Origin of the sequence: Bradyrhizobium diversitatis (assembly GCF_016031635.1) — a bacterium.
Lineage (GTDB): Bacteria > Pseudomonadota > Alphaproteobacteria > Rhizobiales > Xanthobacteraceae > Bradyrhizobium > Bradyrhizobium diversitatis.
In genome coordinates this window covers 180,676-204,462 of sequence record NZ_JACEGD010000017.1, presented here as the reverse complement: position 1 = coordinate 204,462, position 23,787 = coordinate 180,676, and the positions used below count along the sequence as shown (strand labels likewise).

Genomic DNA, 23,787 nt, shown 5'->3' with positions numbered 1-23,787 from the left:
CCGTCGATCCAGTCCCAATCGACCTTGCCGGCAAGCTGAACCAGCTCGTGCTTCATATTGATGATCTGGTCCAGCCTGGCCCGGAACAGATCGCCCGATTCCGTCGTCCTGTGCTTCTTCGGTCGCATCGCCACCTCCGATGCGACGACGGAATCATGACTGGCGATTCGACGGAATCCTGAAAATGAAATTGCAAGGTTCCGATGCCCCAAGCATCAAAACCCTGCAATCGCAAAACAGCCCACAAAGACAAATGCGATTCTAGCTCAATCGCTTAGCCGCTCTTCACGGACGACTTCCTAGTTTGCTCGAAATTTTAGAGGATTGCCGGAATGCCGGCCAACCTGTAAACGATCATGGCGCACAACGCGGCCGCGTTTCAGCGTCGGGGCCTGTAGCTCAATGGTTAGAGCCGGCCGCTCATAACGGTCTGGTTGCAGGTTCGAGTCCTGCCGGGCCCACCAACGAAATCAATAACTTATCAGAAACCGCTTCGTTTCATCGGAAGTACCGCACCAGAAACCGCACCAGATACGTGCGCTTTTCGTTCGCTGGTCGGGTCGCGCTTGGCGATCTTGTCGACCGCGTCGGACAAATAGTCGGGATGGTGATGGCCATAGGTGTTGAGTAGCACATCAAGCGACATTCCGAGATAGCCCGCGGCTTGCCAAGGATCCGCGCCTCTCTGCATGAGCCAAGTCGCTGCGGTGTGTCGCAGCGTATGAGGGGAGATTCCCGGACCAAGCCCTGCAAGCCTCACGGCACTCTTGAACGCCGTTTTTACTGAGGCAACCGGCCTTCCATTATACTCGACGAAATGTTTCGCGTCTGGATCAATCCGATGCCAACGCCGCAGGTGAGCAAGCAAGCGCAAGGGCATCGGGACCGTCGGTTGCCGCTTGTTGGTTTTGGCACTGCCCTGTTTCAGACGGTAATAGCGGCCGCGCTCCAGGTCGACATAGGAGCGACCAATCGCCGGGATGGGAGACGCAGTTGCGATGGCTCCCGCGCGGGTTCCGCTGTAGATGCCCAACAAAATGAACCGCGCAAGATGGCGAAGGGGACGTTTGCTTGTGGGGACTTTCACGTCGTCGATCGGACGGCGCGAGCCTTTTTGCATTTCGCGATAGCGCCAGCAGGTCCAAAACAGTTTGGCCGCATCGCTGCGGGTTAGCCACTTGTCTCGCGGTCGGCCCTTCTCCGGCAGCGACACTTTCACGATTTCCCGATGATATCCTTCAACTGAATGGTGACCAATGGCAGCGCGCAGGTCTTCAAGGTCCCGGCGCGCGCCTCCCCGCTTGCCGCGCTTCTTGGCGTACGAGCGACATGCCTCCCCATTTACCTCGCCCAGCATTTTTGCTCCCCACCACTCGTTCAAGCGTTCGATCCGCTTCTTGAACTTGCGGATATCGGGAATGGCATCTTCGCTCTCGCTATCGACGTTGAAACGGCCGCGAAGCTTATCCAACTGCGCGTCCAAGTAAATCGAGAGGACATCCGCGATAGCGATATCATCTATATGGCGAATTCGTCGCTTCGGGGTGTGCTTAGAGCTTATGTAGTCCCTTAGTTTTTCCTCCGCGGCCGCAATCTGATCTGCAGCGCAGCCTGTGCCGACATCCCGGCCGTTGTCTCTGATGATCCAGGTCGCTTGGTGAGTGACCTTTCCGCTCTTGCTTCGACGGGCTGCTTTGAGTTGAAGTCTGGCCCCCTTGCTTCTTCGCGGCATAGCTCTCGCATCCGTTCGATATGAGCCAGCGTTGTGAATTCCTTGCCGGCAATCTTCTCGACAACCAATCGCTTCCGATCGCGCTCTCGGCGCAAACCCGCAACCGTCATTCCTCCCAAAGGAAACGCGATCTTCGCGGCATCAGCAAGGCGAAGAGGGGTATCAGGTGTAATTTCAGGTTGCGCGCGATTTGACATCTACGCTTGTCAGTTGTTGCGGGCATCACACGAGCAGTCCCAGTATCACAAGCGCCACTCTCCGCATAAAGGCACAACTCTTCATAGTCGCACGATTGAGTGCGTCCTCGGGCAATCGAGCAGGTGGGCGTAAGCGCTGGGCAGAATGAGTTTGACACTTGGATCAGTTTCAGGTGAACCCTAGTCGCTAGATCTTGCGAAAGATCGTGCTCAAACACCATATAGCGTTATTAGCAACAGTTCATAGCCCGCAGCGCGCTAAGTGCGTTTCTCCAGTTCAACGAACTTGTCGTAGAACTCGCTGAACTCTCTATCGTGGCCTGCGGAAATGATGACCGACCCTGGCAACCTCTGGCGAAGTTCACGATGCAGGATGCCCGCCGCCGGCCCTTCGAGCGCAGACGTGGCCTCGTCGAGCAGGATCAGGTCTGGTTCTGCAAGCAGAACGCGCGCGAGGGACAGACGTTGCTTCTCGCCCTCGGACAATCGTCGTTCCCACGCATCCACGACGTCGAGATCTCCATCCAGATGCGAAAGCCCGACCGCGCCCAACACTTCTCGAAGGCGCTCATTGCCAAACTGTTCGAATGAAGCCGGATAGCTCACCGCCCGTCGCAGCGACCCCAGCGGAATGTAGGGACGCTGAGGCAACGCCATGATCCGCTCCACAGGTCGGGCCACCCTGCCCTTCACATGGGGCCAGAGGCCGGCAATGCTCCGGAGCAGGCTGGTCTTGCCGGCTCCAGATCGGCCAACCAGCAAAGCAGCTTCACCCGGCCGAAGCGTGAGACGGTTCAACGAACCGATATTCTGGCCGGCCCGATCGCTGACTTCGAGATTTTCGATAACGAGTCCACCTTCGGTAGCCGGATGAACCGCTTCGTGACTGGATGCTGCCTCAGCCATCGTCCGTTCGAATTGGGATAGCCGCTGCACGGTGGCAGCCAGTTCCGCGACCCGGACATAGGAGCCGATGAAATAGGAAAAGCCCTGATGCACCGAGTTGAAGGCGGAGCCGGCCTGCATGAAGGCCCCGAGCTGCATGGTGCCACCGAAGAACAAGGGCGAGAGTGCGAAATAGGGGAAATAGCGCGAGTAGTACTTGTAGCTCTCGGCGAACAGCGACACGAACTGCTCCCGTCGCATCAGCCAATACCAGTTTCTTGATATCTCGGCGAAACGTCCCAGCAGGTCCTCGCGTTCCGACGCTTCGCCGCGCATCATGGCGACGGCCTCGCCGTTCTCGCGGATGCGCACGAGTGCGAACCGAAAATTCGCCTCGCGCCGCTCCCGCTCGAAATCGATCGCAATCAGGCGTCGACCAATCAGATGGGTCATGACCGTGCCCAGGACCGAATAGATAAGGGCTGCCCAGACCAGATAGCCCGGGATCACATAGGACTCGCCGAAAAAGTGCAGCGGCACGATGTTCGAGAGCGTCCAAAGCACGGCGACGAACGACACGATGCGGGCGACGGCGCCGATCAGGCCGACAGTGAGCGAGAGCACGCCGTCGATGAACTGCCTGACATCGTCGGCGATGCGCTGATCAGGATTGTCGATCGCGTTGCCGCCGACCGCCGCGCGGTAATGAACGGGACCATCGAGCCATTCGTCGACATACCGCGCGGTCAACCAGCGGCGCCAGCGGATGGTCAGCCATTGCGTGAGGTAGCGCTGATAGACCGTACCGAGAACGAAGACGACGCCAATGATGCTGAAGACGCCGAACTGGGTGAGGAAGCCGTCCCAGTCCTTGTCCTGGAGTGCCTGATAGAACGCGTTGCGCCAGTAGTTCTCGGCAACGGCAGCTCCGACCAGGGCAAGCTGGCCTCCAATGATCGCGACGAACAGCCCGATCGCGCTCCAGCGCTCCTCGGACCGGAAATAAGGCCCGGCTATGCGACCCACCTCCCGCAGAGACGTTCTCAGGGAAGCAATACGGTTCAAGATCATGCTCCTTCCTGCCGACGCGCCGCGCGCGCCTCCTCGATCGGGCAGGCCTTGCAGAAGCGCCGGTCAGGCAAGAGATATTGCAGGCAGCAGACGCGGCGGCGCCGCTCCGGCGAGCCACTCTCCAGCACGTAGTGGACAGCGTCGAACAGCGGATTTGGTTCGCTCGTCGAGGTGACGGGCTCCGAAAGCCAGCGCCGGGCTTCAGAAAGGCGCGCCGACGGGCCGGACACAGCTTCGATCCTGCACAACATCGCCTCGAAAGTATTGCCGACATTGCTCCAGAATACGCGTGCCGTCACATCGGTTCGATCGCACCACATCTCGATCAGGGGCGCGAAGTGTTCGAACAGCAGCGGCCGCAGTCGCTGAAACGGCTCTTCGCGGCTACTGTCGCGCGTGCGGTCGATCCTGACCGCCTCGACCCGGCCGTCATCTGCAATGATGAAGCGCAGCCTGGACAGATCGACCGAAACCGATTGCCCCAACAGGACGTCGGCCAGCAGTACCGGCGGGATGAACGCGTTCAGATACCACTTCATCCAGATCGACTGCACGGCACGAAGGTCGAAGGTCGCAAAGCGCTGCGAGAAGCGATTCCTGATCGCTTCTCGCATGGGCGCGTCCAGAAGCTGGCCTGCCGATATCCCCTGCCGCGAGTCCTGCGGACCCACGAGGCGGCCGCCGAACGACGCATAATCGCCGACGGCCAGCCGGTCGATGGCCTCGCAGACCTCGTCCGGCGTCATGGTCGGTCAGCCCGAGGCGAGTTACCAGCGTGCACGCAGCGTCCCCGTGATGTTGCGGCCCGGACCATAGTAGCAGTTCAGAGCATCGTCGCAGGACCCGACATAGCGGGTGTCGAGCAGGTTCTTGACGTTCAACGCAACGTCCCACTTCTCAAGAGTCGGGAAACGCTCGCCCAGATCGTAGCGGGCCGTGAGGTCGTAGAGCGTGAACGACGGCACAGCCAAGGTATTCAGGGCATCGACGGCCTGATCTCCCACCCAACGCACGCCACCGCCGAGGGTAAGGCCGGCGAGCCAGCCGCCACCGCCGAAACGGTAGGTCGTCCACAGCGAGGCCGCGTTCATCGGGATGCCAACGGGACGCTTGCCGAGGCCGCCGGGTGTGTTGGTCGCGATGACCTTGGCGTCGAGATAGGTGTAGGCCGCACTGATGTTGAAGCCGTAGAGATGCGTGGTCTTGAGTTCGACTTCGCCGCCCTGGCTTTCGACCGAACTCGTCTGGACCGAAAAACCGGGATGCGCGAGGTCGCGAGTCTGCACGTTGTACTGCGTGATGTCGAACACCGCGGCCGACATCAGGATATCGAAGCCGGGTGGAATGTACTTGATGCCAAATTCCTTCTGATCGCCGGTCACGGGAACGAACGGTCGGCCAAAGAAATCCGTTCCGAATGTCGGCGTGAAGGTCTGGGAATAGCTGGCGTACGGCGCGACCCCGTTTTCGAAGTTGTAGATCAGACCTCCGTTGTAGGTCATACCGTGATCCGGCTGGAACGTCCATGCCGGATTCGAGAACACGCCCGTCGCTACGTTCAGCGCACGTGTCTTCTGGTCCTGCTCGAGCTGATCGTAACGGACACCGAGTAACACGTTGAGGCGGTCGAACTCGACACGGTCCTGGACGTAGGCGCCAGCCTGCCTCTGATCCTGATAGCGGAGACTTGTGATGGTGGGCGAATTCACGAACGGCTGCCCATAGACGGGAGTGTAGAGATTGAGCGCCGTCGCCGCTCCCGTACCGGTCCCCTGCTCGGCAGTGACCGCCGAGTAGTCGGTTCCGAATACGACGTGATGCCAAAGCGGCCCCATGGCAAAATCAGCCTTCAGCCGGTTGTCGATCTGGTACATGTCGATCTTGAATGTCTGATGATAGGCAAGGCGGTTCGTCGTCGTGCTCGACGACGCGCTGCTCATCACCTCTTTCAGGTCGATGTCGATGTTCTGGTAGTAGAAGTTTTGCTGGAACGAGAAGACGTCGTTTAAGCGGTGCTTGAACTCGTAGCCGACCCGGGCCTGCTTGATCGAGGTGTCGTGATAGCCCGGCTCGCCCAGGAAGGTGCTGCGGGAGATGAACTGCCCGTTCGCACCCGGCACGATCGTTCCCACGTATGGAAGCGGCTGCAACACGGTCAATTTGGGATCGTACTGATAGGCTGCCAGAATCGTCAGGGTGGTGTCTTCGCTGATGCGCCAAGTGAAGGAGGGCGCGATGAAGGCCCGCTGGTTGCTGGTGAAATCGATCTGACCATCGCCCATCTTGCCGAGCCCGACGACGCGATAGAGCAGCGATTGATCAGGGGTCACCGGACCGCCGACATCGAACGCGCCCTCGACCGTATTGCGCACGCCGAAGCGGACGAGCGCCTCGCCGAAAGCATGATCGGTCGGGCGTTTGCTGGTTAGGTCCCACAATCCGCCCGGGCTGCCCTGTCCGTACAAGCTCGCGGCGGGTCCTTTCAGCACGTCGACGCGTTCGAATCCGTATGGCTCCAGACCGTAGTTGTTGACGTTGAGCCTGAGACCATCGACGAACTGCAGGCCCTGAAAGCCGCGCACGTAGCCGTAGTCGCGGGTGAATTGCCCCTCGCGAAAATAGGTCCCGACGCCTGCCGTGTATTGCATCGCCTCGCGCACGCTCTCGACATCGCGGTCCGCCATTTCCTGGCGGGTGATGGTGGACACCGAGCGCGGCAGCTGCAGGAGCGGCGTTGCGACCTTGGCGCCGGCCGCGGTGCCATGGGCAACGTAGCCATCGACGCCATCGCGCGTCTGGCTGACATTGTCGCTGTCGACCGAAGGCCTCGCCGCGACTGGCGTTGCAATGGCGGCCGGCGGCGCGCGGCGGACGGTGCGGCGCGGCGCGTTGCCGGTCCTTGTGCTTTGCGCAGCCGGAGGCCGTGCCGTCGGCTCGGCCGGCTGGACGACGACAGGCGGCAGCGCGGGACCGCGCGGAGCCTTCTGCGCTTCGGCCGGCACGCCGGCCATCAGAGCGGCAACGGCGCCCGCGGCAAGACCCATTTGAGTGCTTGGACGAACTGAACGGATAACGAGATGCGACTGAACTTTGGACACAACGATCCCCTGCGCGCGATTGATCGGCCATGCTGAGCCCGCGCAAAGACACGGGCCGCGCATCACCGCGCACGACGCCTGCAAAGACCTACGGCAGCTTGATGAGTGGCAAAACCGTACGAGCCCCCACGGCAACGTGACACGTCACCGCGACAAATCTCCGAGCTGATCCGCAAACGCGCAACGGCTCGGTGATTTCGCTTCGGCACACCCCGTCCGACGCGCTTCGCTCGTGACCACGACTGACGGCAGGTCTCCTGGCTCGCGGGTCGTCGCCTCCTGATCGCCTTCCCAGATCCGAGGACCCAGTGGCCAGTGAACAGCAGGCTCGCCGCTTACAGTTGCGGGGGCAGCCGCGGCTTTGGAGCAGAACTCCGCACCGCATTCCCTATTGATCTCCCGAAGGAGAACCGTCGCGATCACAATAGGTTCATCTGGAAAGAGGAGTCAACACCACGCGACGGCAACGCAGCGCGTCGGCCTCGTCGCCGAGAACTAGGCTTTGATTGGGCCATCGCGGCCTTTCGAGTGCGGCTCTGTCGCGTTGCAGATCCGTGTTGCTCGCAAGACCAAGCCACTGGACGTGTGGCCCGGCGCGCCTCTTCAGCCAGACGCGCCGGGCCTGGCCGCTCCAGGGGTTCATCATCAATCCCGTTGAGCAACCAACTTCATTCGAAACTTGACCGGTATGACGATTTAATACATTCATCATACCTGCATATGATGAACGCGATAAGACATCATATCAACGTCTTCGGGATGCCGGGCCCGAAGCTGCAATGCAGGGGGATGAGTTGCGTCGAGTAAGTTGGGGCCTGGCACTGGCCGGCATGACCTTGTCCGGCTTTGCGGCAAAAGATCCGATCAGCGCACAGACCGCACCGGGCGCAACATCAGGCGCGTTGCCAGCGGTGACGGTCACGGCGCCCGAGGCTCCGCGCAAGCGCGTTCAACGGGCAGAACCATCCTCGCGACTGGGTGCGGCGAGCCGGCGGGCACCCAGCCGGGTCGCGCAGCGATCCCGGCAATCGTTCGCGGCGCCGTCCGCCGCAAGCGGTCCACCGAGCCGCGGCGATGTCTCGAGCGCAGTGACGGCCCTCCCCGCCGCGGTGACCGTGCTGGACTCGCCGGCCATCAGCCGGCTCGCCGTGTCGACCTATGGCGACCTGTTCCGCTCCCTCCCGGGCTTCAACGTCTCCAACTACGGACAGGGCGGCATCGGCTACGGCCTCTCGCTGCGCGGCTATACCGACGCCGAGCACGGCCGCGACATCGCCTATACCATCGACGGCGTGCCACTCAACGAGGTCTCCTCGCTGCACACGCCGAACTATGCCGACCTCAACATGCTGCTGCCGGAAACCGTCAAGAGCATCGAGATCGTGCGCGGCCCGTTCTCGGTCGAATACGGCGATTCCAACATGGGCGGCTCGGTCAACATCACGACCAAGCAGGCCGAGCCGTTTGCAAGCGTCGGCGTCTCCGGCGGCACGCAAGGCACGGCGCGCGGCATTGCGACCTACAGCACGACGCAAGGCGCGTGGCTGCCCTACCTCGCGCTGGAGGGATATCACACCGATGGCTACCGCGATAACAGCTTCATCGACCGCTACAATTCGTTCAACAAGGTGACGACGACGCTGCCCGACGGCGCGACCGTCTCGTTCCGCGCGCAGGCCTATGGCACGGAATACGGCTCGCCCGGCTATGCCAGTCGCGACGCAATCACAGCCGGCGCGATCTCCGAGCGTTCGGCGACCAACCGGACGGACGGCGGCAACAAGCAGCTCGAAAACTTCGTCACCAATTACAGCTCCGGCGCGCTGGATCAGGAACTGAAGGGCACGCTGTTCGTCAGCCACCAGTTCTCGAACCGTTTCTCCGATTTCGGCGGCGGCCAGCGCGTGCAGCATGAGGACCGCACCACGGTCGGCGGCCGCGTCAGCAAGGTCTGGAGCGGCGCAATCGGCGAGGACATTCCCGTGCAGGTTCTGCTGGGGAGCAACTGGCGCACCGATTTCATCGAGGCGTTTCAGGCGCGCACCATAGCACGCGCCGTCTCCGCGCCGGCCACGGTCAATGTCGGGGTGAACCAGACCAACGTGGCGGGCTTCGGGCAGGTGCAGATCAAGCCGCTGGATTGGCTCAAATTCACCGCGGGCTCCCGCTACGACCAGTTCTACTACGACATCGACGACCGCATCACGCCCGGCGGAACGCCGAACATCTCGAACGGCATCGCCAGCCCGAAGGTCGGCGTCGCCATCACGCCGGTCAAATGGCTGGAGCTGTTCGCCAATTACGGCCAGGGTTTTCGCAGCATCGACGTGCCCGCGGAGCTAATCGGCAATCCCGGCATCCAGCCGTTCAAGATCGTCAGCCGCGAAGGCGGATTCCAGCTCACCTTCGAGCGCTTCAGATTCCTCGCGAGCTACTGGACGACGGAGTCGTCGAATGAAGCGTTCCAGGCCGACGCCGGGCTGCCGGTGACGTTCCTCGGCAAGGCCCAGCGCAACGGATACGACGTCGATGCCCGCTGGTTCGTGGTCCGGGATCCCGTCAACCACGTGTCGCTGTTCGCCAATTACGGCGGGGTATCGGCGCGCCTCGTCGACGCGGCACCGTCCTACTTCGTGCCGAACGTGCCGAACTACGTCGCCAATGTCGGCGTCGACTTCAACGTTGCGACCATCAACGCGCAAATGCTGTCGGGCTCGGCCTACATCACTTTCGTCGGCAAGAAGAACCTGACACAGGACGGACTGATCACGACCTCGCCCTACTCGCGCGTCACCGGAAAGCTGGCCTATACCTGGCCCGAGGGATGGACCGCCTTCACCCAGGCGACATGGTATCCGGGCGATCGCCTTAGCGAAATCGCGATCAATTTCGGCAACCCGGTCAACGCCAGTTCGGCCGACATCTTCGTCAGCGCGCAGCCGACACTCGCCGTACTCGCGGGCCTGACCTATCGCTTCCCGACCGTGATGGCCGCGGCAGAACCCAAGCTGGTGACCAAATGAGCATGTCTTTCTCTCGTCCTCGCGCCGCGCTGCTTGCGACCGGCTTGGTTCTCGTATCGATCGGATCCGCCTCCGCTCATGATGTCTGGCTCACTTTGTCGGGCGCTGCGAACGCCCGGCGCGCCGTCGTGAACTACAGTCATCCCGACGACCGGCCGCCCGCCTTCGCGGACAAGGTCGTGGACCTCTTCGCGATCACGGCGAAAGGACGCAGCTCCCTGCTCGACGGCCTGGCGGCCGCATCGGAGAACGGCGTGCAGATCGCACGGACGAAGCCGTTTGACGACGGCGGCCATACGCTGCTTGCGGCGCGTTACGACAACGGCTTCTGGGTCAAGACGAAGGACGGCGTCTATCGCAACGCCACGCGCCGGCTGGTGCCCGACGCCGTCGAGATCCTCTGGTCCGGAAAGTTCGCAAAGGCGATCACGGGCGCCGACGCCCCGTGGCGGGAGGTGTTGGGGCACGATCTCGAGCTCGTGCCGCTGTCCGATCCCGCCAAGGCGAAACCGGGCGAACCGCTCAAGGTCAAGGTCCTGTTTCGTGGCAAGCCCCTGCCCGACGCGGAGGTCGAACGCGGCGACGGCAAGACGGCGATTGCGGAAAAGGACATCCCGAAATTCAAGACCGACCTCGACGGAATTGCCTCGATCCCGATCGCCAAGCCCGGCGCCCATCTGCTGGTGATCGATCATCGCGCGTCACCGTCGACCACGCCCGACCAAGCTACCGCCGATCTCTATAACGCCACGCTGTGGTTCAACGTGACCGGCAGGCAATAACGAACGCCAGCCACAGCCACGGGAGTTGAAGGAGCCGGCGAGCCGACAATCCGATCAGGACCGGCACCAGGCGGCCAAGGTCGACGGTGACATTCCCGCGCTGACGATCCCGACCGCGATGATGGCGAGAGCCACGGTGCTCCGCAACCACCCTGCCGTGGCGCGGCGCCGTAACATCGGAAGTCCTAGCCCGGCACCGAGCAGCACGGGCAGCGTGCCGAGGCCGAAGCCGCTCATGGCCAGCGCGCCGCCGAGCCACGAGCCAGACAGCATGGCGTAGAACAGTGCGGCATAGACCATGGCGCAAGGCAGAAAGCCCCAGACTGCGCCGCTAACGAACAACCCCAGCGTCGGCGGGAGGTGCGCCGTCCGAGCGGCAGCGCCAATGGCACCGCTGACCGCATGTCCTAGCCGGTAGAGACCCGCCGGCAACGACAGCACGTCGAGCATCGACAGGCCGATCCAGGCGAGCGCAGCGGCCGCAGCCCAGCGCAGCACGGCATGGCCGAATGTGTGATCGAACGATCCGAACACGCTCGACCCGATTGCGCCGACCGTGGCGCCAGCCAGCACATAGGCCGAGATGCGTCCGGCATTGATCAGGACCGTCGCTGTCAGCAGATCCTGCCGCGGCCGGTTCACCCCAACGTCGGCGGCGAAGTGCAAGGACGACGCGATGCCTGCACACATGCCGAAGCAGTGCAGGCTGGAGGAAAAGCCAAGCAGAAGCCCGGCGACGAAAAGCGGCTGGTCGAAATCGAACATTGCGCAAGCAACTAATCCGAAGCCGCCACTGACAGCATTGCGCTGCGTCAAAGACCCGCCGGATGTGGTCAATTGTCGATGAGCAATTCTTTCGTTCCGATCGACAACGCCCCGAAGGCGAAGGCAACCGGGATGAGGCCGACATCAAACAGGCTCCCGCCGGTCTTAACCAAGAGCGAGCGTAGGCCGCCGACGTCGAGGAGATAGATCGCATACATGAACAGCAGACCGATGCTCGCACCCATCATGAAGGGGATAAGGATATGGGTGGAGAACGCCTTCAATCCCTCGCGTGTCATGTTGCCTCTCCGAGGTAGGCCATCTTCGCCCCAAGCTCGCGTACAGCCTTCGTTTTCTTATTAAGTCTCCGAATGTCTTTGATGACCGTGCACCGATGCGCGAACCACTGGACAAAAGGTCCAACCAAGTGATTGCGGGAAACAGTGACATGCCAGTATTTCCCGACAGAGATACGGGGCCGGGCCGAGCAGCGTGACAATTGGGATACAGTTGGCGGATAATTCCTGCCGGCGTGGCTGTCTGTTCGTGCGAGCAGAGTGAGCTGCCATCGACTCTCGATGGGCCGCATGATTAGTTCGGGTTGTTGCAATGAGGCGATAACTGGTGCGGCAGCGGCTGCAAATCTATTTCCCGGCATTCCTGATGGCGCTGATGATGCAGATCATCGCGCCCATCGGCTCGTCATGGGCCACGGCCGCCAGCTTATCCGATCCCCTCGCCGCCTTCGGCAGTGTCGCGATCTGCCACACGTCAGGCGGCGAGGCCGACAGCCAGTCCGACCAGACCGGCCACCATGCTCGCGCAGGCGCTTGCGCGCTGTGTTGCCTGGTTCATGCCGGCGCAACTCTGGACACGCCTGGGATCGCGGTTGCAGTACCCTATCGGTCCCCGCTGCCGGTGGTGTGGCACGCCGCAACGCAAGAACTGCGGAATGATCGCAACGGCGGGCACGCCCAGGCCCGCGCTCCCCCTTCGAACTCCTGACTTTTCCAAAATCGCAAGATCGGTGCGGCCGCTTGGCCCGCATCGATGATTTTTGTCGACTGTTGGCGGGCGATCGCGCCCGAGTTGGAGAGTTTCCGATGTTTCGTTTTCGCGCGCTGGGAGGCGTGAGCGTCTTTGCACTTCTCGTGGTCCCCGAGATCGCCCTTGCCCAATCCACACAATTGCCCGGCGTCACCGTCCAGGCACCGGACCCGACACGTCCTGCCGCGGCGACCGTCGCTGGAAACAGGTCGGGCGCCAAGCGCGCCAAACGCGCCAGCGCAAAACCACCGGAGCCGGCCGCGGCGGTCAAGCCGCTGGCAAACGCCCTCGGCACCTATAATCCCGCCCTCAACCTGCCGGATCTCAAGCTCCCGCCGGGAACCACGCTGACGACAGCGGGGCCGGTCGATGGCTATCGGGCTCTGTCGTCGTTCTCGGCCACCAAGACGGCGACGCCGATCGAGCAGGTGCCGCAGTCGATCCAGGTGATCCCCAGGAGCGTCATCACGGACCAGAACAACGTCACGGTCATCGAGGCCATCCAGAACGTCTCGAACACGCAGGGAACGAATACCCTCGCCATCGGCACCACGGCCGCGGACGGCCTGATCAACGTTCGCGGGTTTCACGCGCAGCAATATCTCGACGGCATGAACGTCCTGTACAACGTCGGCGACCGCGACTCGCTGGTGAACGTCGAACGTATCGAGGTGTTGAAGGGGCCGAACGCGATCCTCTATGGCGGCGGGGCCGGCAGCCCGCTTGGCGGCGCCATCAACATCGTCTCGAAGCTGCCGACCGACAAGGCGAGCGGCGAAGCAGGTGTGACGTTCGGGACGAACAACTATGTCCAGCCGTATTTCGACGTCAACCAACCGCTGTCGGCCGACAAGACCGTGCTGTTCCGCTTTACGGGCTCATATACGTCGAACGACACGTTCACCGATGTCGTCCACCAGAATCGCTACTCGTTCAATCCGACGCTGACGTTCACAAACAAGGAAGACACGACGCTGACGATCCAGGGGCGCGTCTCGCGGCTCGAGCAGCAGGCCTATCAGGGCTTGCCAGCGGTCGGCACCGTCGCCGGGAGCTTCCGCCTCAATCCCAGTCTCTATATCGGCCCCTCCGACATTCCGAAGAGCTACAGCGAGGTCAAGAGCGTCACGGCGACGTTCGACCGCAAGCTCGATTCGATCTGGTCCTTCAACGTCAAGGCACGCTGGGCGGACCAGAGCTTCGATCAACGCAGCCAGACGACACAGACCGCCGCACCGGATGTGGCGCTTCCGTCGACATGGAGCCTGATCAATGTCGACCTCCTGCAGAAACAGCAGGAGTTCTCGGTCAACCCCAATCTGGAGGCGCGGTTCAGGCTGGGACCGACCAACAACGTCTGGCTCACCGGCGCCGACTACAGCCGCGTCACGGATCGCGGTCACATGAACACCGACCTCGGCGTTGCGCCGGTCGATCTGGTCAACAACCCCGTCTTTCCGACCCCGTACACGGATCCCACGCCCGCGTCGGCAGCCTTCTTCTTTCCATATTACGACTACAGCAGCGCCTTCACCACCAAGGGCGTCTACACGCAACTGCAATCCACGATCTACGATCGCCTTCACATCCTCGCCGGCGTGCGGCTTGCGAGCATCAATATCGACTATGTCGAAAACTTCCCCTTCTTCACCGGTGTGTTTGCACCGACGCAGTTCGGCACCGACAAGACCAAGGCGCTGCCAAGGGTCGGCGCGGTTCTCGACCTCATTCCGGGACTGTCGGTCTACGGCAGCTACAGCGAAGGGATGCAGGCCTCCTCACCATTCAACCAGGCCTTGAACACCAACATCGAGCCCGAGACCTCGAAGCAGGTCGAGGGAGGCTTCAAGTTCAACATCAACGACCAATTGACCGGCACCGTCGCCGTGTTCGACATTCAGCGCCAGAACGTGCCGGTGACGATCGGGGTCGGTATCGGGGCTTTGTCCGCGCAGGAGTCGAAGGGTTATGAGGCCGACCTGATCTGGCAGCCCACCAAGAACTGGAAGGTGCTGGCGAGCTATGGCCACACGGATGTCAGATTTTCCGACTCGAATACGGGAACGCCGCAAGGGAACAAGGTCTCCGGCGTGCCGGAGGATTCAGGCCGCTTCTGGGTCAATTACACCTTCGACTTGCCCGCTCTCAGAGGCTGGAGCGCCGGCGCCGGTGTCTACGTCGCGTCCTCGCAATATGTCGACAATCTCAATGTCTACAAGGCACCGGGATATTTCACCGTCGACGCCAAGATTGCCTACGAGACCGAACACTGGCGGGCATCCTTCAACGTCAAGAACCTGACGGGCGAGAAATATTTCGTGGCGTTCCCCTGGTTCGGCGGCCAGGTGGCTCCCGGCGACGGCCGCGCATTCTACGGGACGCTTGCCTATCGCTACTGATATCGTCGTCGCAACTCATCACTGTCACGGGAGTGAACGAATGATATCGAAACGAGACCTGCTTCTCGCCTCCGCAGCAGGCATCGCCGCGGCGGGACTGCGGTCCGCCCCGGCCGCCGAGCTCGCGGCGGGGACCACCACCGGGCATGACATGTCGCAGATGCCCGCGAGCTGGATGGGGAAGGAGCAGATTGCCTTCCTCGTCTATCCCGAGTTTACGGCGCTCGACATGGTCGGGCCGCACGCCATGCTCACCGGCCTCATCGGTGCGACGACCCACATCGTCGGAAAGAGGAAGGACATCGTGAAAAGCGATACCGGGCTCGTGTTTCAGCCCAGTGCGACCTTCGACGAATGCCCGCGCGATCTCGACATCATCTGCGTCCCCGGTGGTGCATCCGGCACCCTCGCCGCCATGCAGGACGATAGCACGCTTCGCTTCCTCAGGGATCGCGGATCCCGCGCCAAATTCGTCACCTCGGTCTGCACGGGCTCGTTGCTGCTCGGGGCTGCGGGACTTCTCACCGGCTACAAGGCGACCTCGCATTGGGCGGCGGTTTCGCTGTTGCCGCTGTTCGGCGCTACTCCGACCGACGACAGGATCGTCCGCGACCGCAACAGAATCACGGCCGGCGGTGTGACCTCTGGGATCGATTTCGGCCTCTCCCTCGTCGGGCAGTTGCGTGACCGGCAATACGCGGAGTGCGTTCAGCTGATGGCCCAGTACGCGCCGGAGCCGCCATACGATGCCGGAACGCCCGCGAAGGCTCCAGGCGACGTCACGAAAATGATGCGCGACATGTTCGTCGACTTCACCAAGGACGCCGAAGAGATCGGACGAGAGGTCTATCCCAGATATCGCGATGGCTGACGCCGGCTAGCTCGAAGGATTCAATGCTGCGGTTTGATTCAACGTGGCACCCGGGCAACAGTCGATCGCCGCCCGTTGCACGCATCCCGTTGCGCGTTTGACTCGGCCGCTCGCCGTGTTAGTCCAGCCACAGGGGTTGAGTGATGACGGGGTTCGCTTTCAAGCGACGGATCGGGTGGGGGACTGCATTCATTGCGGCCTACGCGCTGGTTTTAAACCTCATCCTGTCGAGCATTCTGGTTGCCAGCATCTCGCCTCTCGCCGCAGCGGCGGCAGCTCACGAACTCTGTGTCAGCAGCGGAAATGCGGATGCGGCTCGGACCGACGCGGACAAGCACGGCGGAAAGACGACTGCGCACTGCCCGCTCTGTGTAGGACACTACGTGGCCGGCGGCTTGCCGCCCCCCGCAGCCGGCCTTGCCGAACGCATTGCGCTGCGCGCCGAGCCGGTCCTTTCGTTTCGGAAGCGCATCTTTGCGCGTGCCCGATCCTTCGCGCACCTGACCCGCGGACCTCCTCGACTAATTTGACCGCGCGCGCCCTCGGGCGCTTCGTTCGTCGATCCGTCGAGAGGTTCATCATATGTCAATCGCCGTCATGCGGCTGCGCAGCTGTTTGCTCGCAGGCTCCGCGCTCATCCTCGCTTCACCGGCTCACGCGCAGTCTTCCCCAAACCTGCCTCCCGTCACCGTGGAGGCCCCTCAGCAAAAGCCCAAGGTTGTGAGCCGCGCGCCTCAGTCGAGAAGCCAGGCCAATCGGACCGCACGGAGCCAGCGCGCGCCTCAGCCCGTTACAACCACGTCAGCTCAATTGGGCTCGACCGGCACCGGCAGTCTGACGGTGCCGAACACCGCGCAAGCCACGGCCGAGATCGACCGCGCGCCCGGCGGCGTCGAGGTCGTTCCCGATACCGCCTACAAGAACGGCCCCGCCAATACGGTGAAGGACATCCTCGGCTGGGTGCCGGGCGTGCTGATCCAGACCCGATGGGGGCCCGACGGCCGGATTTCGATCCGCGGTTCCGGCCTGTCGCGCAGCTACGGCAATCGCGGCATCAACCCGTTCATGGACGGCATTCCGATCAACACCGCCGACGGACTGTTCGATCTGTTCGAGATCGATCCGACCGCCTACCGCTATGTCGAGGTGTACAAGGGCGCCAACGCGCTGCGCTATGGATCCAACTCGCTCGGTGGTGCCATCAATTTCGTCATGCCGACGGGGCGCGATGCTTCGCCCTTCGAAGCGCGCTTCGATGCCGGCAGCTTCGGCTATGTGAAGACCCAGACCAGTTCCGGCGGAGCCTACGGACCTGCCGACTACTTCATCACGGCCTCGGCGCAGCGCGAGGATGGATACCGCGAGCACAGCAGAACCGATACCGAACGCCACAACGCGAATTTCGGCTATCAGTTTTCGCCGGATGCCGAGACGCGTTTCTACATCAACGCGGGCCGATGGCGCGCGGAGATACCCGGCGAAGTCACCAAAACGGCGGCACTCACCACACCGCAGGCGGCGAACCCGACGTTCGTGCTGCAAAACCAGCAGCGCAACATCGACACGGTGCGTCTCGCCAACAAGACGACCTTGCGCTTCGACAATACCGTCTTGGATTTCAGCATCTTCGGCCTCGACCGCCACGTCGACCATCCGATCTTCCAGTACCTGGACTTCACCGCACGGGACTATGGCGCATTCGCGCGCGCAACCGACGACCGCCTCATCGCAGGTTTCCGCAACCGGCTGATCACGGGCGTCAATCTCCAGAACGGAACGATCGACATCAATCAGTACGTCAACCTGCCCGGCGCGGTGAAGGGCGCGCTCGCCTCGTCCAATCTCTGGAAGTCGGTGAATGTTTCCGTCTACGGCGAGAACTCGTTCTTTGTACTGCCGAATGTCGCGCTCGTTGCCGGCGGGCAGTTCATGCATGCCATCCGCGAGCAGCAGGACCGGTTCCTGTCGGATGGCGACCAGTCCGGCCGCCGCACCTGGGACATCCTCAGTCCGAAAGTCGGCATGCTCTGGGACGTCGATCCGGCATGGCAGGTCTTCGGCAACATCTCGCGCAGCGCCGAGGTACCGACCTTCGACGTGAACACGTTCGCGTCGCCGGCCAGTTCGAACGTCGATGCGCAGACCGCGACCACTTACGAGGTCGGCACGCGCGGCCGCAGACCGGATCTCACATGGGATATCTCGCTCTATCGCGCCAACATCCGGAACGAGTTGCAGTGCCTGACGGTCGTGGTCAATCCGTTCTACACGAACCCCTGCGTTCAGACGAATGCGGGCCGCACGTTGCATCAGGGCATCGAAGCCGGGTTCGGCGTTGCGTTCCTCAAATCGACCTTCGCCCAGGATGACCGGTTCTGGTTCAATGTCACCTACACCTACAGCGACTTCCGCTTCGACGACGATGCGATCTGGGGCAACAACCGCTTGCCGGGCGCCCCGCCGCACTACGTCCGCGCCGAGGTGCTGTACAAGCACCCGAACGGCTTCTACGCCGGACCGAACGTCGAGTGGATGCCGCAGGCCTTTTTCGCGGACAACGCCAACACCCTCACGGTCGATCCGTACGCATTGTTGAACTTCAAGATCGGCTATGACACGGGAAGCGGCTGGTCGGGCTACGTCGAAGGACGTAACCTGCTCGACAAACGCTACATCTCGAGCACCGTCACGGTTGGAACGGCGACCCCCAACATGGAGCTCTTCAATCCCGGCACCGGCCGCTCGATCTATGGTGGCGTCCGTTACAGGATGTAGAGACGCCGGTCACCGTCCAGCGCATCGCAAATGAAGGAAAAAACACCATGCGTACGACCGCACTGATCGTCATCGCGGCCGCCCTGTGTGCCGGCACAGCCGCGCAGGCCCATACAACGCTGGGGCAGAAGGAGGCCGCAATCGGCGGCCCCTATCTCGCCACCTTCCGGGTACCGCATGGCTGCGGAAATTCGCCGACCGTCAAGGTCCGCGTCCAGATTCCCGTTGGCGTCGTCGGCGTGAAACCGATGCCGAAGCCCGGCTGGCAGCTCGACCTCGTGAAGGGCAAGTACGACAAGCCCTACGCGATGTTCCACGGCAGCGTCACCGAAGGCGTCAAGGAAGTCTCCTGGAGCGGCCGCCTGCCCGACGACTTCTACGACGAGTTCGTCCTGTCGACCTACCTGACCGACGACCTCGTGCCGGGCCAGATGCTGTATTTCCCCGTGGTGCAGGAATGCGAAAGCGGTATTCACCGCTGGATAGAAATTCCCATGGACGGCAAGTCTGCGGCTGATTACAAGGAGCCGGCACCTGGAGTGAAGCTGCTACCGAAGCAATAGTCGGAGCCGGATTCGGCCAAAGGCTGCTTATCGTCATTGACGTTATCCAGTAAACATCCAGAGCTGCTCGCTCGCAAGATATCCGGCGAGTAATAGTCCCCCGAACGCAACGATGAACGTGGACGCGCCGATTTCGATCGCTCGCACGATAAGCATGCCCGTTCCAGCACGTGACTCAGCGATGCGGCTTGCCGCGCGCCGCGCGCCGACAGCAAAAGTTGCGATCCCTGCCACGCTGATCGCCGTTCCCAATCCCATGACCAACGTTGCGCCTACACCAGTCCAGAACAGATCCTGCGCCAGCGCGAAGATCAGCACGATGATAGCACCGGAGCAGGGACGCAGTCCGACGGCAACGACCGCGGCCAGCCCTCGCTGCCAGCCGCCGTCGCCAGCAAGGTCGGTGGGCTCGGGCCCATGGGCATGGCCCCAGGCCGAGGCGTGATGATCGTGATCGCCATCGCATTGGAAGCCGTGAGCGATGCACCCGTCAACCTGGCATTGCCCGCCACGCATGGCCATCGCACGAGGCCGCTGGCCTATTGATTGAAAGGCCATGGTGCTTGACGCATGGCCCGCGGACACGGACGCGAGGGCGAGGTCCGGCGCTCGGCGCCAGGTCAGTTCGCGGCAGGCGATCAGGAAACCGCGGCTCTTTACGTAGAGGAGCCTCAGGCCAATCATGATAACGAGGATGTAGCTTATGACCTCGACCAGACGGACGGCCAGCCCGATTGCCTTGGCTGTTGCGCCAAGCAGAACGGCTGCGATGGCCACAACAATAATCGCAACGATCGACTGGATGCCCGCGGATACAAACGACAGGGCGACGCCGCGGCGCCAGGTCTCGTCATTGGCGACGAGATAGGACGAGATCACGGCCTTGCCATGCCCGGGACCTATGGCATGGAAGATGCCGTAGACAAAGGAAATGCCGAACAACGCCCACATTGCGACCTTATCCTCCTTCGACGCCCGGATGAAGCCCGACAGCGAACGGTAGAAGGCGGCCTGTTCGGCAAATATCCAGCCCATGAGGCCGGATGAGGACATAGCCGTTGCAGGATGCGGTGCGCCGAATGGCGCGGCCCGTGCCGAGACGGTTCCGGTCGCGCAGAGCATGAGAAATGCCGTCAGGGCGACCAACGAGATTTTGCGCGATCTGGTCATGGGCATTTCACCAGGATCTTGTTGGCGAACGTTTCTCCGTAGGTGCTGGAGGAATCAAGTGGCACGATGTCGAACTGGCTGAGCCGCGCTTGCTCGGCCGCCGTCGGCTGATGCGGAAGATCGTAGGTCACGGCGCATTGCGGCGCGCCGCTCAAGGAAACCGGCTTGTCCTTGGCGAATTCGAAATCCACGAAGATCGTGGGGTCGTAGATCTCGATCTGCATGGCCTTAGCGGATGCGGCCCCTTTAAGTGGCAAGGTGAAGTGCAGGGTGAGCGCACCATTCTTGTATTCAAGCCAATAGTCGACAGGATCGGCAAACTTCAGCTTCTTGCCCTCGGTGCGAGCATAAGTGAAGTAGGCATACTCCTTCAGGGAATCCACGTTGGTCTGCGCGAGTGAGGCCAGTTCCTCCCGCGTGTACTGCCCTTTTTTGGAGTGCGAAATGCCCTGAAGCGCATAGGCCGAAAACATGTCGTCGAAAGTCCATGCATGACGGACGCCGGTCATGGCGCCATCCGCCGCGTAGAGCACTTCGCTGTGGAACGTCACCCATACGTGGGGATGCGCCTCCGCGCGGCTGCCAAATAGCCAGAGCGAGAGCGCCGCGCATAGATAGTACGTCGGCTTCATGATGATCTCCGCCGAATCAAAAAATGTGAGCACCCGCAAGCAGCGGGAACGATAATCGCAAGAACGCTCTGAATCTGAAGTGTTCCAGCTGATGCCGTATCCCATCACACGCTAAGCAAGACTGATCCTGCACGGGCACGGCAGTGGCAGTATGCAGTCAGGTGATCGGAGGTGCCCGCGAACGAAATGCCGCGTGGCGCGGTTGGAAGACCTGATCGAAAACCGGTTTGAAGGCTCGATCAAGCTCGATGAATACCAGCGCCCCCTGATTTGTCGGTGCTTGCGGCAATGAGGAGTTCGACAGCAGGAAGGTCGAGAAGCAAATTTGGCAGCGGTCATCGTCGTCAGCCAGCCGCGACGGAATCTGCTCCACGGCTTGAAGCGACGAACCGTGTACTACTTCTGCGACATCCGCGTGGTCGAACCGTAGAGTAGCGAGATCGTGGTGGTGGACGTGCGCAAAGGACAGCGTGAGCTGTAGCGTTAGTGCAAACAGAGCAAAGTAGGCTCCGCAACGCTTATTGAAGGCGCGTCCCGACATGATTATCGGCCCTGCAAGGAGCCGTCCCGCTCTGAGATCTGCAACCTCAAGGCATCAGTAAAGGCCGAACGCACACTATGGCCCGCAGCGCATGCAATGGAGGAGAAGAATATGGCGATCGAAGGGCCGTGCGCATCTTACCAGGCCTTGATACCGTCGAGATCAGGCGCCGCCGCGGTCGGGATCATGATCGGCGCGTTCGACTTCGCGGCCGACGATGCGGACACCGCGTTGAGTTTTCCATCGGTGCCCTTCAGCGTCGACTTCTCGACATGCGTGGCGCTACGCGAGCGCAGGTAATACGTGGTCTTCAGGCCGCGCCGCCAGGCCAGCCGATAGAGCGTATCGAGCTTCTTGCCGGAGGGATTGGCGATGCCCCGCCTCAGCGGGACCTCGCGACCTCATGACGATCCGAACGGACTACCCGCACCAATCGTTGCGTCTATGGACGTCGGGAGAGAAGCCGGTGCTGCACGTCTGGCTCGGGTATACGCCGGTCGATTCCGATCAGCGGAAGAACCGGACGTTCATCCTTCTGTCCGTTCGGCGACCAAAAATTCCGGGTCTACTGGAGCTCGCCTGGCCGCTACTGGCCAAATTCACGGACCGTGTGTTAGGCGAAGACCGTGAAATTGTCGAGATGGAGCAGGTTGCTTATGACGCGCAAGGTGGCGACTGGAATCAAGAGGTGTTTCCGGCCATCATAACCTGAGGGAGTTACTCATAAGACGCGGGCTCGCGTAACCACCTGAACCCCTTCAACGGTCCTTCGAGCTTCTGCAGTACGAGACCCTCGACGAAAACACTGGGCACGATGAGCCCAGAAAGATATTTGATCGGGATAGAATGGATTCGTTCCGAGCCGCATAGACTGATGATCAAAATCCTCACTTGAAATGTCACGCGCGTAATTATCGAAGGAAGGCGCTGGAACGTCGACAGAGACGATCGCGACGGTCGTCGCATAAGCCACATCGCATTGTCGCGCGCAAGATGGTACAGAGCCTACAAAATCGTACGAATGGCGGAGAGGAATGTCAGTCAATCCCGATTTGAAGATAAGTGTTTTTGATTTTCTTTGGTCCAAGCCCACCATTTGCGCTACGGCCAAAAAACCGGCGTTTCGCCGCTAAGCTCTGCATAGAATTCATGATAGGTCATCTGACTTAAACCCCTTCAATCCGTCGCGGCAGGTCGGCCATCAGAGCGTATTCCGATTGACGATCCCGATGTGGGCAAAATCAGTCTCGTTGCGGTGACGACGATGCCGTCGTCGGCAAGTGCATTGTGCCGCCTTCCCTTCGCCGTTCCCTCAGCCATCGAGCGGCCCAGATCAGTCCCTCCTTTTGCTCAAATGGCGGGAGCTGGAAAGTGCTGCCAGATGCCGGCTGAATCGGATTGTTCGCGGCCTGAGCGCCCGACCGCTTAGCCTGACGGGTGTGCGATCGATGCCAACTGGGATGAATGAACGAAGGGGTCCATGAATCCTGGCGCCAGCGATGGCGCCTACCATCGGCGTCGAAAACAAGTGAATGCAGCCCACGCAAAAAACTTCGATGGAATCAGGCATTGATCGGCGGTGGCGATGGGAAAACTGCCATTTTGGACATCGGAAATGCTCTTTCTTCGGAAAAGAACTAGAGCTAACCTGTCCAAGATAGCCTCACACTGATTTGGCTGTCGAATAAGCGACGCAATCAGGCCAGTACATTTGACTGCTTTGTCTGCAGATCTATGTGTGGCCTTCGTCGAACGGGAATCGGTCGGTAGGTAAAGTATGGGCACGGCGGCTTGAAATAATGAATTGGCTCCGATCGAGACTTCGATCTTGCACGCAGTTGGCGCTGTTCGCGCTGGCGGTGCAGATGGTTCTTTCGTTTGGCCATATCCATCGAGACGACCTCGGGCTGTCGCCGCCGCCCATATCGGATGCCACACAACTCATATCGGGTACGGAGCGCGCGCCGGCGGGTCCGGCCGATCGGGACCATCATCCCGCCACGAATGACTGTTGTCCGATCTGCGCCAGCGTGGCGCTCGTCGCGACGGCGCTTCCGTCCCTCCCCCCGGTGCTTGTCGAGCCGATACCGATCCGCCGTGCTCGTCTGCTGGAAACACCGGTCCAACCGCCATCGACAGAAGTCTGGCGTTCATTTCAAGCCCGCGCTCCACCTATCGCTTAGCTCAATGCCAGCTCGGCTCGTCGCCAGCATTTGAGTACGCCTCGGTCTTCCCG

20 protein-coding genes, 1 tRNA gene, 1 pseudogene and 1 riboswitch are annotated in these 23,787 nt (G+C 61.6%); of the genes and pseudogenes, 11 read left to right on the top strand and 11 right to left on the bottom strand.

The annotated features are described in order from the left end of the window. The first annotated feature begins 388 nt into the window (after positions 1 to 388). Positions 389 to 464 (top strand) — tRNA-Ile (locus tag H1B27_RS20210). Between the two features lie 17 nt (positions 465 to 481). Here the strand turns inward: H1B27_RS20210 and H1B27_RS20205 are convergent. From H1B27_RS20205 to H1B27_RS20190, 5 genes are all read right to left on the bottom strand, one after another. Next, positions 482 to 1,471 carry a tyrosine-type recombinase/integrase gene (locus H1B27_RS20205; RefSeq protein WP_246515549.1) on the bottom strand — a complete coding sequence of 330 codons (990 nt, stop codon included), beginning with the start codon at positions 1,469 to 1,471 and terminating at the stop codon, positions 482 to 484. A gap of 98 nt (positions 1,472 to 1,569) precedes the next feature. Continuing rightward, a complete protein-coding gene (locus tag H1B27_RS40240) occupies positions 1,570 to 1,929 on the bottom strand; it encodes an excisionase (protein ID WP_246515547.1) in 360 nt (119 codons plus the stop codon). A 258-nt stretch (positions 1,930 to 2,187) separates the two neighbouring features. Beyond that, the gene (locus H1B27_RS20200) at positions 2,188 to 3,879 is read right to left on the bottom strand and encodes an ABC transporter ATP-binding protein/permease (RefSeq protein WP_197967270.1); all 1,692 of its coding nucleotides are present in this window, start codon (positions 3,877 to 3,879) and stop codon (positions 2,188 to 2,190) included. A gap of 2 nt (positions 3,880 to 3,881) precedes the next feature. Next, positions 3,882 to 4,631 carry a siderophore-iron reductase FhuF gene (gene fhuF / locus H1B27_RS20195; protein WP_197967269.1) on the bottom strand — a complete coding sequence of 250 codons (750 nt, stop codon included), beginning with the start codon at positions 4,629 to 4,631 and terminating at the stop codon, positions 3,882 to 3,884. 21 nt (positions 4,632 to 4,652) lie between these two features. Continuing rightward, positions 4,653 to 6,929: a TonB-dependent siderophore receptor gene (locus tag H1B27_RS20190; RefSeq protein ID WP_197967268.1), complete on the bottom strand. Its 2,277-nt coding sequence runs from the start codon at positions 6,927 to 6,929 to the stop codon at positions 4,653 to 4,655. A gap of 284 nt (positions 6,930 to 7,213) precedes the next feature. Further along, positions 7,214 to 7,413: riboswitch (cobalamin riboswitch) on the bottom strand. A 658-nt stretch (positions 7,414 to 8,071) separates the two neighbouring features. Here H1B27_RS20190 and H1B27_RS20185 point away from each other — a divergent pair. Beyond that, positions 8,072 to 10,006 (top strand): TonB-dependent receptor, encoded by a 1,935-nt coding sequence (locus tag H1B27_RS20185; RefSeq protein WP_197967267.1) that lies wholly within the window; start codon positions 8,072 to 8,074, stop codon positions 10,004 to 10,006. Beyond that, complete coding sequence (locus tag H1B27_RS20180) at positions 10,003 to 10,788, top strand: DUF4198 domain-containing protein (protein ID WP_197967266.1); 786 nt, start codon at positions 10,003 to 10,005, stop codon at positions 10,786 to 10,788. Before H1B27_RS20185 ends, H1B27_RS20180 begins: the two co-directional genes overlap by 4 nt. Before the next feature lie 54 nt (positions 10,789 to 10,842). Here the strand turns inward: H1B27_RS20180 and H1B27_RS20175 are convergent, their stop codons facing one another. Together H1B27_RS20175 and H1B27_RS20170 are read right to left on the bottom strand one after the other, a co-directional pair. After that, complete coding sequence (locus H1B27_RS20175) at positions 10,843 to 11,553, bottom strand: sulfite exporter TauE/SafE family protein (protein WP_197967265.1); 711 nt, start codon at positions 11,551 to 11,553, stop codon at positions 10,843 to 10,845. A gap of 68 nt (positions 11,554 to 11,621) precedes the next feature. Then, positions 11,622 to 11,852 (bottom strand): hypothetical protein, encoded by a 231-nt coding sequence (locus H1B27_RS20170; RefSeq protein WP_197967264.1) that lies wholly within the window; start codon positions 11,850 to 11,852, stop codon positions 11,622 to 11,624. A 325-nt stretch (positions 11,853 to 12,177) separates the two neighbouring features. Here H1B27_RS20170 and H1B27_RS20165 point away from each other — a divergent pair, with 325 nt between their 5' ends. From H1B27_RS20165 to H1B27_RS20140, 6 genes are all read left to right on the top strand, one after another. Then, a complete protein-coding gene (locus H1B27_RS20165) occupies positions 12,178 to 12,558 on the top strand; it encodes a DUF2946 domain-containing protein (RefSeq protein ID WP_197967263.1) in 381 nt (126 codons plus the stop codon). 98 nt (positions 12,559 to 12,656) lie between these two features. Then, positions 12,657 to 14,999 carry a TonB-dependent siderophore receptor gene (locus H1B27_RS20160; RefSeq protein WP_197967262.1) on the top strand — a complete coding sequence of 781 codons (2,343 nt, stop codon included), beginning with the start codon at positions 12,657 to 12,659 and terminating at the stop codon, positions 14,997 to 14,999. Between the two features lie 40 nt (positions 15,000 to 15,039). Further along, a complete protein-coding gene (locus tag H1B27_RS20155) occupies positions 15,040 to 15,870 on the top strand; it encodes a DJ-1/PfpI family protein (RefSeq protein ID WP_197967261.1) in 831 nt (276 codons plus the stop codon). Positions 15,871 to 16,013: 143 nt separating this feature from the next. Continuing rightward, on the top strand, positions 16,014 to 16,400 hold the full coding sequence (locus tag H1B27_RS20150; protein ID WP_197967260.1) for a DUF2946 family protein: 387 nt from the start codon (positions 16,014 to 16,016) through the stop codon (positions 16,398 to 16,400). A gap of 52 nt (positions 16,401 to 16,452) precedes the next feature. Beyond that, positions 16,453 to 18,645, top strand: a complete 2,193-nt coding sequence (locus H1B27_RS20145) for a TonB-dependent receptor family protein (protein ID WP_197967259.1) — start codon at positions 16,453 to 16,455, stop codon at positions 18,643 to 18,645. 47 nt (positions 18,646 to 18,692) lie between these two features. After that, positions 18,693 to 19,208: a YcnI family copper-binding membrane protein gene (locus tag H1B27_RS20140; RefSeq protein ID WP_197967258.1), complete on the top strand. Its 516-nt coding sequence runs from the start codon at positions 18,693 to 18,695 to the stop codon at positions 19,206 to 19,208. A gap of 42 nt (positions 19,209 to 19,250) precedes the next feature. Here the strand turns inward: H1B27_RS20140 and H1B27_RS20135 are convergent, their stop codons facing one another. The 4 genes and pseudogenes from H1B27_RS20135 to H1B27_RS40235 form a co-directional block, all read right to left on the bottom strand. Then, a complete protein-coding gene (locus H1B27_RS20135; protein ID WP_197967257.1) occupies positions 19,251 to 20,378 on the bottom strand; it encodes a nickel/cobalt transporter in 1,128 nt (375 codons plus the stop codon). After that, positions 20,375 to 21,010, bottom strand: a complete 636-nt coding sequence (locus H1B27_RS20130; RefSeq protein WP_197967256.1) for a DUF1007 family protein — start codon at positions 21,008 to 21,010, stop codon at positions 20,375 to 20,377. Before H1B27_RS20130 ends, H1B27_RS20135 begins: the two co-directional genes overlap by 4 nt. Before the next feature lie 157 nt (positions 21,011 to 21,167). Then, positions 21,168 to 21,551, bottom strand: a complete 384-nt coding sequence (locus tag H1B27_RS20125; RefSeq protein ID WP_197967255.1) for a hypothetical protein — start codon at positions 21,549 to 21,551, stop codon at positions 21,168 to 21,170. Between the two features lie 137 nt (positions 21,552 to 21,688). Continuing rightward, positions 21,689 to 21,925 (bottom strand): annotated as a pseudogene (locus tag H1B27_RS40235) (hypothetical protein); the annotation flags it as partial. A gap of 29 nt (positions 21,926 to 21,954) precedes the next feature. Here H1B27_RS40235 and H1B27_RS20115 point away from each other — a divergent pair. Further along, complete coding sequence (locus H1B27_RS20115) at positions 21,955 to 22,263, top strand: hypothetical protein (protein WP_197967253.1); 309 nt, start codon at positions 21,955 to 21,957, stop codon at positions 22,261 to 22,263. Positions 22,264 to 23,350: 1,087 nt separating this feature from the next. Beyond that, on the top strand, positions 23,351 to 23,734 hold the full coding sequence (locus H1B27_RS41220) for a DUF2946 domain-containing protein (protein WP_376708987.1): 384 nt from the start codon (positions 23,351 to 23,353) through the stop codon (positions 23,732 to 23,734). Positions 23,735 to 23,787: the final 53 nt, after the last annotated feature.

Excerpts from the sequence above, each read along its gene's own strand:
- H1B27_RS40240 (WP_246515547.1), bottom strand. The coding sequence starts at position 1,929 with ATGTCAAATCGCGCGCAACCTGAAATTACACCTGATACCCCTCTTCGC.
- fhuF (WP_197967269.1), bottom strand. The coding sequence starts at position 4,631 with ATGACGCCGGACGAGGTCTGCGAGGCCATCGACCGGCTGGCCGTCGGC.
- H1B27_RS20190 (WP_197967268.1), bottom strand. The coding sequence starts at position 6,929 with ATGGGTCTTGCCGCGGGCGCCGTTGCCGCTCTGATGGCCGGCGTGCCG.
- H1B27_RS20180 (WP_197967266.1), top strand. The coding sequence starts at position 10,003 with ATGAGCATGTCTTTCTCTCGTCCTCGCGCCGCGCTGCTTGCGACCGGC.
- H1B27_RS20175 (WP_197967265.1), bottom strand. The coding sequence starts at position 11,553 with ATGTTCGATTTCGACCAGCCGCTTTTCGTCGCCGGGCTTCTGCTTGGC.
- H1B27_RS20170 (WP_197967264.1), bottom strand. The coding sequence starts at position 11,852 with ATGACACGCGAGGGATTGAAGGCGTTCTCCACCCATATCCTTATCCCC.
- H1B27_RS20160 (WP_197967262.1), top strand. The coding sequence starts at position 12,657 with ATGTTTCGTTTTCGCGCGCTGGGAGGCGTGAGCGTCTTTGCACTTCTC.
- H1B27_RS20155 (WP_197967261.1), top strand. The coding sequence starts at position 15,040 with ATGATATCGAAACGAGACCTGCTTCTCGCCTCCGCAGCAGGCATCGCC.
- H1B27_RS20150 (WP_197967260.1), top strand. The coding sequence starts at position 16,014 with ATGACGGGGTTCGCTTTCAAGCGACGGATCGGGTGGGGGACTGCATTC.
- H1B27_RS20145 (WP_197967259.1), top strand. The coding sequence starts at position 16,453 with ATGTCAATCGCCGTCATGCGGCTGCGCAGCTGTTTGCTCGCAGGCTCC.
- H1B27_RS20140 (WP_197967258.1), top strand. The coding sequence starts at position 18,693 with ATGCGTACGACCGCACTGATCGTCATCGCGGCCGCCCTGTGTGCCGGC.
- H1B27_RS20135 (WP_197967257.1), bottom strand. The coding sequence starts at position 20,378 with ATGACCAGATCGCGCAAAATCTCGTTGGTCGCCCTGACGGCATTTCTC.
- H1B27_RS20130 (WP_197967256.1), bottom strand. The coding sequence starts at position 21,010 with ATGAAGCCGACGTACTATCTATGCGCGGCGCTCTCGCTCTGGCTATTT.
- H1B27_RS20125 (WP_197967255.1), bottom strand. The coding sequence starts at position 21,551 with ATGTCGGGACGCGCCTTCAATAAGCGTTGCGGAGCCTACTTTGCTCTG.
- H1B27_RS20115 (WP_197967253.1), top strand. The coding sequence starts at position 21,955 with ATGACGATCCGAACGGACTACCCGCACCAATCGTTGCGTCTATGGACG.
- H1B27_RS41220 (WP_376708987.1), top strand. The coding sequence starts at position 23,351 with ATGAATTGGCTCCGATCGAGACTTCGATCTTGCACGCAGTTGGCGCTG.